Origin of the sequence: Caproiciproducens lactatisolvens, assembly GCF_052443335.1 — a bacterium.
Lineage (GTDB): Bacteria > Bacillota > Clostridia > Oscillospirales > Acutalibacteraceae > Caproiciproducens.
The window spans coordinates 1,411,882-1,427,792 of the sequence record NZ_CP195750.1 but is presented as its reverse complement, the minus strand read 5'-3'; the positions used below and the strand labels follow the sequence as shown (position 1 = coordinate 1,427,792).

Sequence of the window (15,911 nt, the reverse complement as noted above, 5' to 3'; positions counted from 1 at the left end):
GCTTTTCCGGCAGCGAGTTTTTGCATTCCTTATTTCTTTTTGAAGCTGTCTTTCAGAGATACGCAGCGGTTAAAGACCGGGTGCTCCGGCGTACTGTCGCGGCTATCCTGGCAGAAATATCCCTGACGCATGAACTGATAGGAATGAACTCCCTCCGCTCGCGCGAGGGACGGTTCCACCTTACAGTCGGTCAGCACCTTGAGGGAATCCGGGTTCAGCTGGGTAAGGAAGTCCCCCGCTTCCGGGTCCGGCACGGTAAACAGGCTGTCATACAGACGTACTTCCGCATCGGCGGCGGTTTTTGCGTCCACCCAGTGGATGGTGCCCTTGATCTTTCTGCCGTCCGGCGTATTGCCGCCGCGGGTCTGCGGGTCATATTCCGCGTAAACCTCGGTGACATCGCCGTTTTCATCTTTCTTACAGCCGGTGCAGCGAACAATATAAGTCGTTTTCAGCCGCACTTCATTGCCCGGGAAAAGCCGGAAGTAACCCTTTACCGGCTCTTCCATAAAGTCTTCCTTCTCAATCCACAGTTCGCGGGAGAAAAAAACCGTCCTTGTGCCGTCCTCGGGGCGCTCGGGATTGTTCTCCACTTCAAATTCCTCGGTTTTATCCTTCGGATAATTTGTCAGGACCAGCTTGACCGGATTCAGCACCGCCATGGTGCGCTGCGCGTTCCTGTTTAAATCTTCCCGCAGGCAGTGCTCCAAAAAGCCGTACTCCACCGTGCTGTTGACCTTGGAAACGCCGATACGCTCACAGAAATTCCGGATGGAGGACGGCGTGTAGCCCCTGCGGCGAAGCCCGCAGAGCGTGGGCATGCGGGGGTCGTCCCAGCCGCTGACATCATTGTTTTCCACCAGCAGGCGGAGCTTGCGCTTGCTCATGACGGTGTTGTTGATGCCCAGACGGGCAAATTCGATCTGTCTGGGCTTGTCCGGCAGATCGATGTGGTCGATGACCCAGTCGTAAAGCGGCCTGTGGTCTTCAAACTCCAGCGAGCACAGCGAATGGGTGATTCCCTCCAGCGCGTCCTCGATAGGGTGCGCGAAATCGTACATGGGGTAAATGCACCAGGTGCTGCCGGTGCGGTGGTGCGTCATATGGTTGATGCGGTAAATCACGGGGTCGCGCATGTTGAAATTCCCGGAGGCCAGATCAATTTTGGCGCGGAGCGTCATTTTCCCATCCTCAAATTCCCCGTTTTTCATGCGCTCAAACAGATCGAGGCTTTCCTCCACCGGCCTGTCGCGGTACGGGCTGACCGCCGGGTTTGTCAGGTCGCCCCGGTTCTCGCGCATCTGCTCCGGAGTCAGCTCGCAGACATAGGCAAGGTTCTCCCGGATCAGCTTGACGGCCAATTCATACATTTTCGGAAAATAATCGGAGGCATAATAAAAACGGTCGTCCCAGGTGAAACCCAGCCAGCGGATATCCTCCTGAATGGCGTCCACGTACTCCGTGTCCTCCTTGGTCGGGTTGGTGTCGTCCATCCTCAAATTGCAGATGCCGCCGAACTTCTCCGCGGTACCGAAGTCGATGCAGATCGCCTTCGCGTGGCCAATGTGCAGGTATCCGTTCGGCTCGGGCGGAAAACGGGTGTGGACCCTTTTCCCCTCAAACCTGCCCTGCGGAGCAATATCCTCTTCTATAAAGGTATGAATAAAATTACCGGAAGCTTCCGCTTCGCCGCCAGTCGTTATTTCGTCACTCATTTTCGTTTCCGCTCCTTATGCCTGCAATTTTTCAAGACCGATACGAAGCCTGCGGATGGATTCCCTCTTGCCCAGTATGGCAAGGATTTCCATCGCTCCGCCGGGCGTGACCGTCATCCCCGCCGCCGCGATGCGCACCGGCCAAAGCAGGGTCCCGTTTTTCACTTCCAGCCTTTGTGCAAGCGCAATCAGCAGCTCGTGCAGTCCTTCCACCGACCAGTCGTCCGTCTTCTCCAGTTGCGCAATGGACTCTTTCAGCATCTGAACCGAATTTTCAAGATTGGTCCTGCTTTTCTTATTCACAAAGAAATCGGCCGGATATTCCGGCAGTTCCTTCAAAAATCCGATCATTTCCGGAATCTGCGTAAGCTTGGTCACGCGGGGCTGTAAAATGGAAGCGAGCACCCGCCAGTTCAGCTCCGCGTCCGGAAAAACCTCTCTGAAATACGGCATGGCGTTTTCTATAAATTCCTGCTCCGACATGGCGCGGATATATTCCCCGTTAAACCAGGTCAGCTTATCGTAATCGAACACGGCGGGCGATTTGCTGATGCCGTCGATCGAAAAATTTTCAACGAGCTCGGAAAGCGTAAACAGCTCGCGGTTTTCCTTCGGGCACCAGCCCAGAAGCGCGATATAATTGACAATGGTCTGCGGCAGATACCCTTCCCGTATCAGGTCCGCAAAACCGGTGGAGCCGTGGCGCTTGGACAGCTTGGAAACGCTGCCGTCCTCATTTTTTCCCATAATCAGCGGAAGATGGACATAGGTAGGCACGTCCCACCCGAAAGCCTGATAAAGCAGGTTGTACTTCGGCGTAGAAGTCAGGTACTCGCAGCCTCTGACCACGTGGGTGATCCGCATCAGGTGGTCATCGATGACGTTCGCAAAATTATAAGTCGGATAACCGTCGGATTTAATGAGAATCTGATCCTCCAGCTCCCTGTTTTCAATCGTGATGGAACCGTACACAGCGTCGTCAAAGGTGGTGGAACCCTCTATCGGCATCTTTTGGCGGATCACATACGGCGTGCCCTCCTGAAGCAGCCGGCCGACCTCCTCTTTGGGCAGGTCGCGGCAGTGGCGGTCATATCCCCCGGAAAAAGTCCCGTCCTCTTTGCTTTCATGCAGCGCGTCCAGCCGCTCCTTGGTGCAGAAGCAATAATACGCTTTTCCTTCCCTGACAAGCTGTTCCGCATACGGTTTGTAAATATCCTTGCGCTCGCTCTGTACGTAAGGGCCGTACCCGCCGCCGATGTCCGGTCCCTCGTCGTGCTTCAGGCCGACTTTTTCAAGCGTATTGTAGATAATATCCACGGCGCCTTTTACAAGCCTTTCCTGATCGGTATCCTCAATACGCAGTACAAAAGTGCCGCCGAGCGATTTTGCAATTAAATATTCATACAAGGCCGTACGGAGATTCCCGACATGCATAAAGCCTGTCGGGCTCGGTGCGAACCTTGTCCTTACTGTTTTTTGCTGCATTGATTGCCAGACCCCTCTCGTTGTTATGAAATTGGAAACCTGTTTATTGGTTCATTATACCAAACTCGAGGGTAATATTCAATGAGAAGCAGTTTGATTTTTATTGAAATAGTCTATATATTCCTCAAGGCACAGATTCAGTTCTTTCATTTTCTTCGCGTGTTCCACCCCGACATAGCGGAAATGCCATGCTTCGTATTTGATATGGGTGATATCCTGCTTGTCCTTTGGATAACGGAGGATAAAACCGTAATCCTGTGCGTGCTCCGAAAGCCAGTGGAATTCTTTGGTACCGCCGAAATCTTCAAGCACACCGTTCACATCAATGGCAAGCCCCGTAATATGCTCGCTGGTACCCGGAGGCGCAACCGATCTGGCAGCCTCGCTTACCGCGTCCTCATAGCTGATCCCTGTTTTGTAAAAAGCCTCAATTTCTTCCGAATAGAGTTTCTGCTGCTTCTCATCATTGCGATAGCCTGAAGACAGCCACAGGTGGATATCATCCTTTAAAGCGGCGTCTCGCATCTGGCGAAACGGTTCGACAATTCTTGAGTCCATGTCCACATTGAATTCATGTACGATTTTCGATTCGAAGGTATCCGGAAGCGTATGCTCGTAATTGACCAGAACAAGCCTCCAGTCATCCGGCTGCTTAAACTGCTGACCGGCCGGCCGACTCGACTGGCTTGGGCTCGACTGTGTGGCGGAGGACGAAGGCACACTGCTGCTGGCTGTCGGTTTTGCTTCGGTGTTTTTTGCGTCCACGTGTTCAAACGCCATAACAAAAACGACAGTCGTCGCCGCCATGAGAGCCAGTTCTACTATGATAACAGCAAATGCTGAAAGTGTTTTCCGAATTTTATTCTTTTCCTGATACATCCTTTTCCCACCCAATAAAAACAAATCGTTTTTATTATAATACAAACCCGACTAAAAATGCATCCTCCTTTTTCTGTCAATTACATTTTCCCTGCGTATAATATAACATTGGGAATAAAGAGATGATATTTCATGTATGACCATTATCCGTTTCAGCCTCTTCCTCTTTCCTATACATATCATGCTCTGGAATCTTATATCGACGCGGAAACAGTAGAAATTCATTTTTTCAGAAAGTTTGAGCTGACATGAACAACTGTTGTGGTGAAAAACTTGTAACACTTGCTGCGGCTATTTCCATGCAGATTGCCCATTGCGTCACAAATGACGAATTGGCAGTATTAGGAGAACTCTTCACAGTCATTGGTGATCAGTTGTCCCTGCTGGCTGTCGCAAATCCGCTATGCTGCCCGGACAGCGGTAAAAAAGTGCCGCCAAAACAGGAAAACGACAGCGCATGAATCCACCGCAAGTGCGGAGAATACTCTTCGGGGTGAATTTATGAATGAAGAACCCAGCCATCTTCCGCCGGAATTCAGCATGCTTTTCTCAAACGATCTGAGAGTTCAGGAATACCTGAATTCAAGGCCCGCTTCTCAGCGATATCAGGCGGAAAAATATCAATATGAGAACTATGCAAAAAATGAGTCGCCGCACAGCGTCCGGGAAAAAGAGGACGAAGAATAGTCAGGTCAGCATCAGAGCTTTTTCTGATGCTGATTTCTTTACGATTGCTATCCTTTCAGGTTCGCTGTAATCGCGTCATCAAAATCAGCGGAGAGATTTTTGAGCAGTTATCGGTAAAAATAGAAGTTTTCACTTGCAAGGCTTTGGATGTTGTGATATACTAATTAACGTTGTTTCCGGGTGTGGCGCAGTTGGTAGCGCGCTTGACTGGGGGTCAAGAGGCCGTGAGTTCAAGTCTCGCCACTCGGACCATGGGCAAGTCCTTATAGGACTTGCCCATTTCTTATGCAAATATTTTTTGTCTTTCACGACTTTGAAAGGGCTTTTAAGCGATCACGGCCAAAGTTATGTAGTTTTCGATTGTTTTTAAAGGCTCAATGTCAATAGTTGCCTTGCGGAGGGAAACTTTCACTTATTTTAGCGGGTTAAGTGAAAGGGTGTTTTTCTATTTTGAAGGAGGCAATAAGATGACAGAAGAAAATTATAAGTATCGCACAAGTCCTCTTTTCCTTCGCAATCAGTAGGAGAAACTGCAAATTCCGGTTATTCCTAAATTTCAAATTCGATCAGACGATTTCAACGATTTGCTTCTTATTGGATTTGATAAAATCAGCACAAATGATACAAAGCATTTCAGCCGAATGGTTCATTTCTTCCTGTATGATTATAAATTTGAGCGTGTCTGGAAAAATCCCGATACCGATCTGGAAAAGCTAAAACACTATCGTGCGGTGCTCTCTCCTGATTTCAGTATGTATGTCGAAATGGCACCCGTTTTGCAGCTTTACAATATGTTCCGGAATCGCTGGTGTGGCGCTTACTTTGCGTCAAAGGGAATCCGCGTCGTTCCAACCGTTAGCTGGGGAGACGAGAATACGTTTGAGTTCTGCTTCGACGGAATCGAAAAAGGCTCAACGGTAGCGGTGTCCACTTATATGGTGTCGGAACACGACAACCGCCAGGACCAGAAAGAGTTTTTCCTAAAGGGCTATAACGAGATGCTCCGCCGGATCGAACCGGAAAAAATAATCTGCTACAATACGCCATTCCCCGAGATGCAGGGCGATATTGTGTTTGTCGACTATGAACTAAGCTCGTGGAGATATATGGGCGACGACCCGTACACGCCGTCCATATATGCGAAATACATCTGCGGGGAGGCACCCCTTCCTGCAGGAAGCAATCTCATTATTAAAAGCGGATATGTTGTAAGTGAGAATGATGAGTACTATAATAACATTATTCAGACTGGAATGGGCAGCGCCTACGGGGGAATGTGGAAACCGAACCCCGACAAAGCAAATGAAAGGATTTTATGGGGCCCTCCAAATACGATCCAGAAATATTATGTAGAAAACAGAAAAGGAACAAACGGTTATTGGGTATCTGTAAAATACGACAGCAGAGGTTGGGCGATCAAAACTCGGCATTATACAGACCATGATCAACCGTGGGCTCATACGGACCCTCATGATAAAATTATGAAATGGGATTCAAACAATGGAAGACCGGATTTCTCAAATGATGATATTAACTATCCGCCGAAAGAATATCCGAACGGAGCGCCTGAATTTAAATTTTATAAATATAAAGGAAAGATGCCTATGAAGTTGACGGTTAACGGAGATGCCTATCAGTTCAAAACTCTGAGTGAATTTAAAAGCAGTATGTCAAGAGGCGGAGACGTGAAGTTTGAGTGGAAAGGAACTGACTACACCATCAGTTCCGTCTGGCCGAACGGAAAAATGAAATTTTCGGCTGGTCCGTGTACCCGCGTAGAAAAAGACTGTACAGTTTACGATACCATCGATGAACTTTTGGAATATAAAGTGGGCGGCGACCGTTTGCGGGATATTATTACGCAGGCAGAAATTATTGACAGGACATTATGACAGTTTCCTATCTGGAAAAGATGAACCATTGTCGCGCCGCTATTCCGAATTTCAGTATATATGTAGAAATGACCTTCGCGCAGCTTTATGTGTGCTTTTTGGTGTAAATACTCCTTGCAGATTTCCCGCAAACTGTTGATATTACCGGGTTTCTCCAAGTCCTATAATTTCACTCCGACCATTGAAAAGGCCGTCGACTTTTGTCGGCGGCCTTTTGCTATGCCAGCATTCATGCGGTGTTGTAGATAGTAAGTCCTATAAGGACACTCGAAAGCAAAATTAAATGACAGGATTTATTTTAAATGGTATAATTACTTTAATAGTAACAACACTTCTTTCTGTTCAGGAGTAATTTATATTATGATTTACGAAAGCTCTCCTTGGAAACAAGAACTTAAAAGGCGTGTAAAGCAAATTGAAAAATATAATACTGTAATACGCTTTGATGATAAATTTGATGCAACATATATTATTATGGAGAAGAACCTCATGTTTTCTGCATTTGCTACCAGAAAATTGATTGAATGCGAAAAGCTAAGTGATAGTGCTGATTCCTATTCCTTTCCAATAAAAGCATACAGACCATTAAAGTCTGTTGATCGAATACATCGTTGGCCAGATGAAGATACACATGATTGGAATCATCCCGTTCAGTTGACTGCTTTAGGAAAAAATATCTGCAACTGGCTTATTCATTCATACATATTTTGTCTTTTGTTTGAAGAAAACGGGCCTGTAACAGGGCTTTATGTGTCTTCGGATTATGATAGAAATAAATATCTATATGAGATTGAATTGAAAAGCTGGCTCGATTATTTGAACTATGTCGCAGAGGATAATATCGTTGATATGGAATCTCATTATGATGATAGTAAACATGATTATATTGTCATTAGGAAAGAGCGCGGAGATTATTTGTAAATACTACTTGCCGACTGCCTGCAAACCGTTGGTATTACTGGATTTTTCCAAATCCTATAATTCCACTCCGACCAAAGAATAAGCCGCATGGATACTGAAAAATTCAGCGTTCATGCGGATTTTGCTGTTTTTGTGTGGTTTTATGAAAGACTCAAAAGGCCAATATTGGCACTTTTATGTGGCGTTTTGTCTTTACCCTATGTCTTCCTACTTAAAATCGTCGCTAATATCGTCAAGTCCAATAAGATACAAAAGAAAAATAAAGTGACAGATTTTACTTGGAATGTTATAATTTAATTAAACCATATGTTCAGAAATGAGCGCAATAAAAAGGTGAATGCTATGAAATATCACAGTTCCATTTTAGAGGAAGAAAAATGGAGTATCGACATTGATTTATGTGCTGATTTTAACGCTATTCTGTGGCACCGGCTAAAAAATATGGGATACACTCCATCGTCCGCAAAACACAGCGCTACTGAATATTTTAAGGTGAAGAAGCTGCAGATTCCACAAAAAAAACGGCAGGCATGCTATTCAAAAGAATTTTCCTGTCCGTCAGGTTATGAAGCAGCCTTGTCCGAATTCCAGTCACGCGTGGAAAATGGAAGCGACTTAACAGCCTTTATGACTACGAGGCGGGTAAATCCAAATTTCAATGACCTATTGCTCAATGACTGGAATATTCATCATTTTCATTTAACGCGGCGTTTTCATCCGAACGGATTGGCAAAGCGGAGCGACTACGAGCTATTTGTATATTTTACGGATACAACAGCCTATTTTTTGCAAGTATACCGTCATCAGAAAAAACATCTGTTCGCGTCGCAGGATTTGGTTCGTATTCTTCATGACAATTGGCCGGAACTTATTTCCAACCGGAAGCTAAATGACGTCCTGTCACTTTATCCCCATGCCCCATCGGACGAAGAATACGACTGCTTACGTAAGGCCCATGTCTTAACGATGGTGGAAGTTAAGCCCGGCACCGTTTATTTCCCGTTGGGAGGCGGATATGCGAGCGACGGCTCATCGACAGACGCGGTACGGCTTTCGGACCATTGGCATAATCTTCTCAAACGGATAGAGATAGAAATGGTCAGCAAACCCAAGGAACTCATTTCCGCTATAAAAACAATCTGTGAAAATGATGAACAGGCAGCGGACGTGTCTTTCAAATTGATTGCCGTATCCGGTCAGGAACTGCTGCTGTTTGAAGAAAGGAACAGTATTGTCATGCAGTTTTTCTTAAATACAGACAGACCCGCAAGATTATGCAGGCCCGCTGATTTATATCCATCTGATATTTAATCGAAAAGAGCCGCAGATTATGGCATAATAGAGGAACCCTGCAGTTCATTATAAAACGCCTAAACTGCAGGAATCGTTTCAGAAGCATATGGTAATTTCTGTAATCATATAATAATCGCATTTCGGCAATTAATGTTCAAGAAAAATCGGTATAATGGAAGAACATTAATTTGATTGGAGATGTAAACGATGGTAAAAGCAGAGACAAAGGTAGAAACAGCAGAAAAAATAAGGCGTATGCTTCAGGAATTAGGTTGGTCCGATGAAGTAATAAATGATTATCTTGTAAATTCTCCGGACTTAGGAACTCAGATTCCTACGACACCGAAACAGCAATGACTACATAACATGAAGCTTCCAGGAAGTATATTGCCGGACAATATCTCCCATGCTTTTCCCTTTGAAATCTGACATTGTCTGAATAGTTTTGTATAAAACAAGAAATCCGGTCCCAAAGGGGTCTTCAATGGATCGAATACGCCGGTCTAATTTTTTGATTTCTTCTTGTGTCATTTTGTTGTTACCCCCTAAAATATTTGTTTTTATTATAATCGATTTTTCGTCAATTTTCGACACATGTAACATAATGTAACAAATTTATCTTTTAGATGAAAATGAAAATGTTTCTCCGACAGCCGCAAGGCAACAGCAAAACGGGCTCATCGAATTCATGGAATCCCGATGAGCTCTGGTCTTTATTCATAAAATCATCAATTTGGCATGTTATCTCGTAGTACAAGTTTCATTATTGGATTTTACCACATAGACTTATATCAGATATGTCAATTCTCTGAAATAAACAGAGCCTGGCAAATATAATAATCCTTCTTCAAATAATGAAATGATGATTTACCACCAATTCCAATCTGAAATAGCAAATAAAAAGCCCTCCCAGACGGTAAGACTGAGAGGGCAAATTATTAAAGAAGATACTGAGAGAATCCCCCGTTGGCAAGCCGGCCGACGGGGGATTCAGCATATTGCCGCGCTGCAGACATCAGAGGTCATTTTCTACAAACTGAATGGCAACACCGTTAGGATCCTTCACAAAAAAGAAAGAGGCCCCCGGTACTTTTTTGGGTCCGCCGAAAGGGGCGAGTTTTTTGGATTTGACCATGGCAAGCGTATCCGTAAGCGATTTCACTGCAAACCCCAAGGAGATACCGTCTTTTTCCGCGCCGACAGATCTGCCGTTTTGCAGCAGCTCAATCTCAAAGCCGTTTTCGTCTTCGAGAAAAGCGATTTCTGTACCCGGATTGGGTGAAAAGCGCCGCGCTACGGAGAGCCCGACGACCTCCCTGTAAAATTCCACGGACTCGTCCAGTTTTTCCGTCGTAATCGTGCACCAGCAGCAGTTCATAAATTGATCCTTCCCTTCGTGTCTGCTGTCGTTTTGGATTATATCAGCAGTAATTTCAGTATAGCATCGCAAAACCGCATTGTAAAGCTATGTAAACTACTGAAGATACTGCTCCGCCTGCTTCCTTCGTGCTCCGATCAGTTTGATCAAGGACCACATCAGCCACGCGTGAAAAACAATATCGATGATATAAAAAGTAAAATCGTCAAGCGACAGATAAAGCACAACCAATGTATCCAGCACGACCAAAACCAGGGTGGCTACAACGGGCCAGAACCTTTTCTTTGCAAGCAGGTAAAGGAGCAAATACACGGAGGCAAAAATCACAGAAAGCACGATCCCTGAGACGAAAAGAACCGTGGATGGGGACTCTTCATTCCACGACAAAGCAATGCCGAGAACAAGCTGAGGAACGGTTGCACTGAACGGAAAAGAAAGAGAGGCATTCATCAGAATCAGGATCAGGTTCACATAAGTAAGGCCGACAAAAGTCAGAAAAGCTCCCATTCCCGCCCTGTCGTTTGCAATGATCGGGTTCTGGCTCTCTTGAGCGGAACGAAAAGCGGACAGTACGGTTTCTTCCATTGGCGTTCCCGTTTCCAGATAAACGCCGTCCAGTATCAGTCCGACGGGGTGATTTTTCAAGTCAAGCCTTAGGATGATCTCGCTTCCATCCACCTCAAACGGACAGAACATACCAACCCCCTTCACTAAAAAAGGGGAATATACAACCGGGATCCCGTCAATACGGAGTTTGATTTTTCCTGAAATTTTACATCCTTCAAAAACAATTTCATGCTTGATTCCATTTACAAAAATATCCCATTGGCGCATCGGCAATCACTCTTTCTCTTTCTTTTTCTTAAATTATACTGAATCGATTTCAAATACACAAAGGTAATATCTGGAAGCCGGAATACCCAAAAACAAGAAAGCGCCTGCCCAAAGGCAAGACGCTGTTTATTTTCGCTATTCGGCTGCCATCGCATCGGCTTTGTTCCTATGGACTGTCCCCCAAGGATGCTGGGGCGGCGCATAAATTGAATATAATTTTATCGGGATATTTCCGATATTGATTAAGTTGTGCCATTTCCCCGCTGGGATTATGATCGCATGATCCGCAGAAACCCGTCTTTGAAAATATAAATTATCTTTCTGATCTCCCATTTTGATCATTCCCTGCCCTTGTTCAATACGGAGAAACTGGTCAAGGTCCGGATGAATTTCCAAACCAATGTCATCCCCGACGTTAATGCTCATCAGAGTAAGCTGCAAATGGTTTCCTGTCCATAAAGCGGTCCGAAAAGTATTATTTTTCCTGGTAGCTTCCTCAATGTTTATCGTAAAAGGTTCGGGGCCATAATCCTTAGAAATCATATGATTGCAGTTGTCCTGACAGGGGCACCTGTTATACATAGTTCCTTACTCCTTTCCATTCTTGTATGCCATCATATGAGGGATGCTCCTGGAAAGTGCCGAATAAGAACCGATCATGTGAAAGAACGGCCGCAAGTAAATTAACGCCGGAAGTATTGAGGCCTTGTAATCTCTCTGTGCACAAAGGCATATATTGAAATTATCCCAACAGAAAAGAGGTAAATGAATGAGCGGCACTTACAACGTTACTCTGCATACGCCAATGGGGGGCCAAAAGGGAACCGTAACCCTTGTTGACGATCACGGAACGCTAAGCGGCTCTATCCGTTCTATGGGAAGCACAAGCTTTTTCAGGAACGGGAAAACCCGTGGAAATTCCTTTGAGTTTTCCGGAACTCTCGGCCTCGGATTTTTTCAATTAAGGTACCTTGCGAAGGGGACCGTAGAAGGGGATATCATCAAAGCTGTTGCCATGACCAATTCCGGAACGTTCCAGATAAACGGAACACGGGCGGCATAAGAAAACGCGAGCATGAGAAGCGCCTTCTGAAAATGCTGAAAATCCGGCGTTCATAAAAAACAGCCCTTTCGGCCTTTACGACTGAAAGGGCTGTTTTCTCCTGTGTTACAAACAGGATGATCCGGATATTAGACAACAATCTTGGCATATTATTTTTAAAAGCAAGGTTGGTGTATGTACTTTGACACTGAATATGATCATCGGATTTATCATCCCGTGGATAGCGGCGCTGATCTTCATACGGGAAAGAAAGGTACTGTTTCTGATCGCCCCTTTTTCCGCCGCTATGGCCTTTTTGATTAACGATATCGGATTCCTTTATTACTGGAAGCTGTATCCTTTTCATCTTTATAATCTCGCGTCGCTCCCGTTTACATTGGGGTTATTCTGCCTTTATCCATGTTTTGCAATTTATTTCATACGTAAATATCATTTCCCCGATCATGCCGTCTTAATATTGTCCAGTCTTCTGCTGACTTTAACAGAAGGCTGCGGTTTTTTCATAAAAAGAGTTTATTATCTGAACCAATGGAATATTATAGCGACTTTCTTATCTTACTATATCGCGCTTCTGGGTTCCTATATCTTTTATCGAATACTGAAGCGAAACGGATATCTATAGCGGCAGGCTGCCGAACCTGCCCTTATACCTTTTCCCGGAAGAAGCGTTCCAGGGCAGCAGCCGCTTCGGCTTCATCAGGGCCTTCTACGGAAACGCGGATTTTTTCTCCCTGCTTGACCGCGAGCTGCATAACCGCGAAAAGCTTCTTCAAATCGGCGGAGCTTTTATCTCTGCTGATTGTAACGGAAGAGCTGTATTTTTTTGCTTCCTTTGCAAGGATGCCTGCCGGACGGGCATGGATCCCCATCTCGTCCCGAACGGAATAGTAAAATTCTTTCATAGGAAATCTCCTTTTGCAGTAAAAAGGTATTCATTACAAGCAGGGTCCCGGTGAATTTACCGCCGGGGATCCTGTTCTGTCATTCTGTAAAATTACTTTACCAGCCCGGTAATGATCTTATAGAGTTTACGGACCTCTTCAATCCTGGTATCCCCCGTCTCCTGATCGATGATGGAGGAATAGACATGCGGGATGATTTTCAACACCCCGGCATCCAGAACAATCTGCAGAATTTCGCCGAAGTTTTCCGTGGTGATCCCTCCGGTGGGCTCCAGCCCGAAATCCGCGTCGGCACAGGCCTTCGCCACTTCCGTGAGCTCATCCCGTACCTTCAGGCCGCCCATCGGGAAATATTTCAGCGAATCCGCTCCCTGCTCCTTCGCCATGGCGATTGCCGCGGCAACCGGCGCAATCACAGGCTCCAGTTTCCCGCTCACCGGACCGGTTGAAATGCGCACGTAACCCGGCCTGCCGCAGGGGGCCACCATCGCGTTCAGGAAAGGACCCTCTCCGGTCTTTCCGCGGGTAAACCCCGTGGCCGTAAAGGTCTGATTGATGTGTTTGGGAATGATCTGGGAAGAAATTTCGGCCACCGCGCGCCACTGGTTCGGGTTTCCGGCGCCAAGTCCTACGGAAATATTGTTGTCCACCGCTTTCTGATAAATTTCCATATCCTTGACCGCGCTGGCGACATCGGGATAATTGGCGGACAGAATCCCCACTACCACATGGCCGTCCGCCGCCGCCAGAATTTCCCGCGCGTTGCGTACGGAATTGGTCAGGCAGTTCAGCGCGACGCGGCCTTTGTAAAATTGAATTTCGTCCATATTAATCTCCTTTGCTAAGACGTTTCATGCTGTTGTAGATTGTTTCCAGCTCCTGCGCGGAACGCAGCGGACGGGGGTCAATGGCAATTGAGCCTAAATTCGCCTGATAATCGCGGGTATAAATGGCCGGATTCCCTTTTTTCAGCTGTTCCACAACCTCTTCGGCACTGAGGCCGAACTCTTCTCCGAACGTAATCTTGCACCGGTAAATCAGCCGTCCCGCCTCGTCCTGTACAATCTGCGTACGGCATCCGGGGATGGAGCTTATTTTTTCGGCAAACTCTCTGAGCTGATCCAGATTGACCGCAGGCTGGTGCTCGCCGGCAAGATATTCTTCCATGGCCTTGAGCAGGCCCATGATATTTTCTTTGCCCACCTTCATGGCCCGTCCGATTCCCTTATACTGCAGGCGCATATTGGCGGCAAGTTTTTCCGTTTTGCAGACAACCAGCCCGCTGGTGGGGCCCTCGATCGCCTTGGCCCCGCTGTAGCAGACAAAATCCGCACCCAAACGGTTGTAAAGGCTTAAATCTTCCTCCGCAGCAGCGTCCACAATGCAGGGAATCCCCAGCGAATTTGCCAATTCGATTGCCGAACGGGCATCCACCATTTCTTTCTGTACGCAGTGATGCGACTTCACGAATAAGATCGCCAGCGTTTTTTCACTGACCGCGGAGCGGATATCGCCCAAGGTGGATTTGTTGGCGTATCCAACCTCCACCACTTTTCCGCCGCCGATCTGGATCATCTCGCCGACCGGCGCACCGAAGTCCACATTCTGCCCTTTCAGGAGAATGACTTCCCGGCGCTGTGTGTCGGGGAGAAGCTCGTACAGATGCTGCACCCTTTCCAGACTGTCTTTGCAGATCAGGGAGGCGACCGAAAGCGCGATGCCCGCCGAGGCGCTGGAGGTAACGCACGCATTCTGTGCGCCGACCATGGAGCCGATTTTCTTCCCGGCATATTTCATCAGGTCTTCTATAACGACATAGTGGTCGGCTGCTTCGGCAACCGCCCGGCCCACTGCTTTGGAAACCGTGGACACTCCCAGAATGGTCATGCGCCCGGAAGCGTTTATCACCTCCTGCAATCCGTTTTGGGTGTAAATATTTGCCATGATATCAGTTTCCCTTCTTTTATGCTTTCGTCCGTTGTATTGCGGCGTTCTTTACAGGATTCCCAGGAAGGCCGCAGCAACGGAGATCACAACGATCGTTCCCAGAATCAGGTTGTAGCGGGGGCCGCGCTTTTTCAGGTAGAAATAGATGAGGAACACCGCAAGCAGCGGCAGCAGGCCGGGAACGATCAGATTCAGAATATCCTGAAGTACAATTTTGTTTCCGCTCGAGAACACAAAGGTCAGCGGAGTGCTGAGCTTCACATAGCTTGCCGAAAGCGCGCCCATCATGGTAAGCCCGATGACGTTGGCGCTGAAAATAATGGACTGCATCTTTCCGCCGTTCAAAAGAGAGGTTACGGATTTCTTTCCGAGTGTATATCCCTGGTGAATCAGAACATACGAAACGCCGATCGTGATCAGCGGATAAAGAATCAGCGGAAGCAGCCCGCCCACCGGCGAACCGTTGGAAGCAAAGGGCAGGAAAATGGAAATGAGGATCGGCATGAGCGCCGCCCAGATAATAGCGTCGCCAATACCGGCGATCGGGCCCATCAGGCCGGTTTTCAGTCCGGTAATCGCATCGTCCGTCACGTCTTTGCCGTTCGCTTTTTCTTCTTCCATCATAATGGCGATTCCCTGAATGACCGCGCCGAACGTACCCTCTGTGTTGAAAAACACAAGATGGCGTTTGAGCGCTTTGCTGAGCTCCTCGTCCGTGTCATACAGCTTTTTCAGCACGGGAGTCATGGAAGCGCAGAAGATCAGGCTCTGTAAACGCTCATAGGAATTGGACAGCTCTGCGCCGAGGTAGTAAATCCACATCGCCTTGGTGATGTCTTTTTTCTCCAGCCGGCTGGTTTTCTTCTCGGCCGGCTCTTTCAGGGCCTCTGTTTGTACCGTCGTCATATTGTCCAT

General features: G+C 47.0%; 16 protein-coding genes, 1 tRNA gene and 1 pseudogene. 8 read left to right on the top strand and 10 right to left on the bottom strand.

Annotation, left to right across the window (positions count from 1 at the left end; translation table 11 throughout):
• Window positions 1–29 precede the first annotated feature (29 nt).
• The 3 genes from ACRQV7_RS07000 to ACRQV7_RS06990 form a co-directional block, all read right to left on the bottom strand.
• A complete protein-coding gene (locus tag ACRQV7_RS07000; RefSeq protein ID WP_444659957.1) occupies window positions 30–1,715 on the bottom strand; it encodes a glutamine--tRNA ligase/YqeY domain fusion protein in 1,686 nt (561 codons plus the stop codon).
• A gap of 15 nt (window positions 1,716–1,730) precedes the next feature.
• Window positions 1,731–3,200, bottom strand: a complete 1,470-nt coding sequence (gene gltX, locus ACRQV7_RS06995; RefSeq protein ID WP_444659956.1) for a glutamate--tRNA ligase — start codon at window positions 3,198–3,200, stop codon at window positions 1,731–1,733.
• A gap of 78 nt (window positions 3,201–3,278) precedes the next feature.
• Window positions 3,279–4,079 (bottom strand): M15 family metallopeptidase, encoded by an 801-nt coding sequence (locus ACRQV7_RS06990; RefSeq protein ID WP_444659955.1) that lies wholly within the window; start codon window positions 4,077–4,079, stop codon window positions 3,279–3,281.
• A gap of 248 nt (window positions 4,080–4,327) precedes the next feature.
• Here ACRQV7_RS06990 and ACRQV7_RS06985 point away from each other — a divergent pair, with 248 nt between their 5' ends.
• The 7 genes from ACRQV7_RS06985 to ACRQV7_RS06955 all read left to right on the top strand — a co-directional run bounded on the left by ACRQV7_RS06985 (window position 4,328) and on the right by ACRQV7_RS06955 (window position 9,229).
• Window positions 4,328–4,540, top strand: coding sequence for a DUF6774 domain-containing protein (locus ACRQV7_RS06985; protein ID WP_275717762.1), 213 nt, complete (start codon window positions 4,328–4,330; stop codon window positions 4,538–4,540).
• A 40-nt stretch (window positions 4,541–4,580) separates the two neighbouring features.
• On the top strand, window positions 4,581–4,766 hold the full coding sequence (locus tag ACRQV7_RS06980; protein WP_275717761.1) for a hypothetical protein: 186 nt from the start codon (window positions 4,581–4,583) through the stop codon (window positions 4,764–4,766).
• 176 nt (window positions 4,767–4,942) lie between these two features.
• A tRNA-Pro gene (locus ACRQV7_RS06975) sits at window positions 4,943–5,018 on the top strand.
• Window positions 5,019–5,296: 278 nt separating this feature from the next.
• Window positions 5,297–6,658, top strand: a complete 1,362-nt coding sequence (locus tag ACRQV7_RS06970) for a DUF4417 domain-containing protein (protein WP_444660247.1) — start codon at window positions 5,297–5,299, stop codon at window positions 6,656–6,658.
• A 360-nt stretch (window positions 6,659–7,018) separates the two neighbouring features.
• The gene (locus tag ACRQV7_RS06965) at window positions 7,019–7,579 is read left to right on the top strand and encodes a hypothetical protein (protein ID WP_444659954.1); all 561 of its coding nucleotides are present in this window, start codon (window positions 7,019–7,021) and stop codon (window positions 7,577–7,579) included.
• 342 nt (window positions 7,580–7,921) lie between these two features.
• Complete coding sequence (locus ACRQV7_RS06960) at window positions 7,922–8,890, top strand: hypothetical protein (RefSeq protein ID WP_444659953.1); 969 nt, start codon at window positions 7,922–7,924, stop codon at window positions 8,888–8,890.
• A 189-nt stretch (window positions 8,891–9,079) separates the two neighbouring features.
• Window positions 9,080–9,229, top strand: a complete 150-nt coding sequence (locus ACRQV7_RS06955; protein ID WP_275717759.1) for a hypothetical protein — start codon at window positions 9,080–9,082, stop codon at window positions 9,227–9,229.
• Window positions 9,230–9,887: 658 nt separating this feature from the next.
• Here the strand turns inward: ACRQV7_RS06955 and ACRQV7_RS06950 are convergent.
• The 3 genes and pseudogenes from ACRQV7_RS06950 to ACRQV7_RS06940 all read right to left on the bottom strand — a co-directional run.
• Complete coding sequence (locus ACRQV7_RS06950) at window positions 9,888–10,250, bottom strand: VOC family protein (protein WP_275714309.1); 363 nt, start codon at window positions 10,248–10,250, stop codon at window positions 9,888–9,890.
• 96 nt (window positions 10,251–10,346) lie between these two features.
• A complete protein-coding gene (locus ACRQV7_RS06945; RefSeq protein ID WP_444659952.1) occupies window positions 10,347–10,946 on the bottom strand; it encodes a hypothetical protein in 600 nt (199 codons plus the stop codon).
• A 273-nt stretch (window positions 10,947–11,219) separates the two neighbouring features.
• Window positions 11,220–11,621, bottom strand: a pseudogene (locus ACRQV7_RS06940) (cupin domain-containing protein); the annotation flags it as partial.
• Window positions 11,622–11,853: 232 nt separating this feature from the next.
• On the opposite strand from ACRQV7_RS06940, the gene ACRQV7_RS06935 reads away from it, so the two are divergent.
• Entirely contained in the window at window positions 11,854–12,147 is a 294-nt protein-coding gene (locus ACRQV7_RS06935) for a hypothetical protein (protein WP_444659951.1), read from the top strand.
• 644 nt (window positions 12,148–12,791) lie between these two features.
• On the opposite strand, the gene ACRQV7_RS06930 is transcribed toward ACRQV7_RS06935, so the two are convergent.
• From ACRQV7_RS06930 to ACRQV7_RS06915, 4 genes are all read right to left on the bottom strand, one after another.
• On the bottom strand, window positions 12,792–13,049 hold the full coding sequence (locus ACRQV7_RS06930; RefSeq protein ID WP_444659950.1) for an HPr family phosphocarrier protein: 258 nt from the start codon (window positions 13,047–13,049) through the stop codon (window positions 12,792–12,794).
• A 92-nt stretch (window positions 13,050–13,141) separates the two neighbouring features.
• Window positions 13,142–13,876, bottom strand: coding sequence for a 2-dehydro-3-deoxy-phosphogluconate aldolase (gene dagF / locus ACRQV7_RS06925; RefSeq protein ID WP_444659949.1), 735 nt, complete (start codon window positions 13,874–13,876; stop codon window positions 13,142–13,144).
• A gap of 1 nt (window position 13,877) precedes the next feature.
• Window positions 13,878–14,993, bottom strand: a complete 1,116-nt coding sequence (locus ACRQV7_RS06920) for a DgaE family pyridoxal phosphate-dependent ammonia lyase (RefSeq protein ID WP_444659948.1) — start codon at window positions 14,991–14,993, stop codon at window positions 13,878–13,880.
• A gap of 51 nt (window positions 14,994–15,044) precedes the next feature.
• On the bottom strand, window positions 15,045–15,911 hold the full coding sequence (locus ACRQV7_RS06915) for a PTS system mannose/fructose/sorbose family transporter subunit IID (RefSeq protein ID WP_275714295.1): 867 nt from the start codon (window positions 15,909–15,911) through the stop codon (window positions 15,045–15,047).

What these genes read in the sequence shown, in the direction of transcription:
- ACRQV7_RS07000 (WP_444659957.1), bottom strand. Translation starts at nt 1,715, where the DNA reads ATGAGTGACGAAATAACGACTGGCGGCGAAGCGGAAGCTTCCGGTAAT.
- gltX (WP_444659956.1), bottom strand. Translation starts at nt 3,200, where the DNA reads ATGCAGCAAAAAACAGTAAGGACAAGGTTCGCACCGAGCCCGACAGGC.
- ACRQV7_RS06990 (WP_444659955.1), bottom strand. Translation starts at nt 4,079, where the DNA reads ATGTATCAGGAAAAGAATAAAATTCGGAAAACACTTTCAGCATTTGCT.
- ACRQV7_RS06985 (WP_275717762.1), top strand. Translation starts at nt 4,328, where the DNA reads ATGAACAACTGTTGTGGTGAAAAACTTGTAACACTTGCTGCGGCTATT.
- ACRQV7_RS06980 (WP_275717761.1), top strand. Translation starts at nt 4,581, where the DNA reads ATGAATGAAGAACCCAGCCATCTTCCGCCGGAATTCAGCATGCTTTTC.
- ACRQV7_RS06965 (WP_444659954.1), top strand. Translation starts at nt 7,019, where the DNA reads ATGATTTACGAAAGCTCTCCTTGGAAACAAGAACTTAAAAGGCGTGTA.
- ACRQV7_RS06960 (WP_444659953.1), top strand. Translation starts at nt 7,922, where the DNA reads ATGAAATATCACAGTTCCATTTTAGAGGAAGAAAAATGGAGTATCGAC.
- ACRQV7_RS06955 (WP_275717759.1), top strand. Translation starts at nt 9,080, where the DNA reads ATGGTAAAAGCAGAGACAAAGGTAGAAACAGCAGAAAAAATAAGGCGT.
- ACRQV7_RS06950 (WP_275714309.1), bottom strand. Translation starts at nt 10,250, where the DNA reads ATGAACTGCTGCTGGTGCACGATTACGACGGAAAAACTGGACGAGTCC.
- ACRQV7_RS06945 (WP_444659952.1), bottom strand. Translation starts at nt 10,946, where the DNA reads ATGTTCTGTCCGTTTGAGGTGGATGGAAGCGAGATCATCCTAAGGCTT.
- ACRQV7_RS06935 (WP_444659951.1), top strand. Translation starts at nt 11,854, where the DNA reads ATGAGCGGCACTTACAACGTTACTCTGCATACGCCAATGGGGGGCCAA.
- ACRQV7_RS06930 (WP_444659950.1), bottom strand. Translation starts at nt 13,049, where the DNA reads ATGAAAGAATTTTACTATTCCGTTCGGGACGAGATGGGGATCCATGCC.
- dagF (WP_444659949.1), bottom strand. Translation starts at nt 13,876, where the DNA reads ATGGACGAAATTCAATTTTACAAAGGCCGCGTCGCGCTGAACTGCCTG.
- ACRQV7_RS06920 (WP_444659948.1), bottom strand. Translation starts at nt 14,993, where the DNA reads ATGGCAAATATTTACACCCAAAACGGATTGCAGGAGGTGATAAACGCT.
- ACRQV7_RS06915 (WP_275714295.1), bottom strand. Translation starts at nt 15,911, where the DNA reads ATGGACAATATGACGACGGTACAAACAGAGGCCCTGAAAGAGCCGGCC.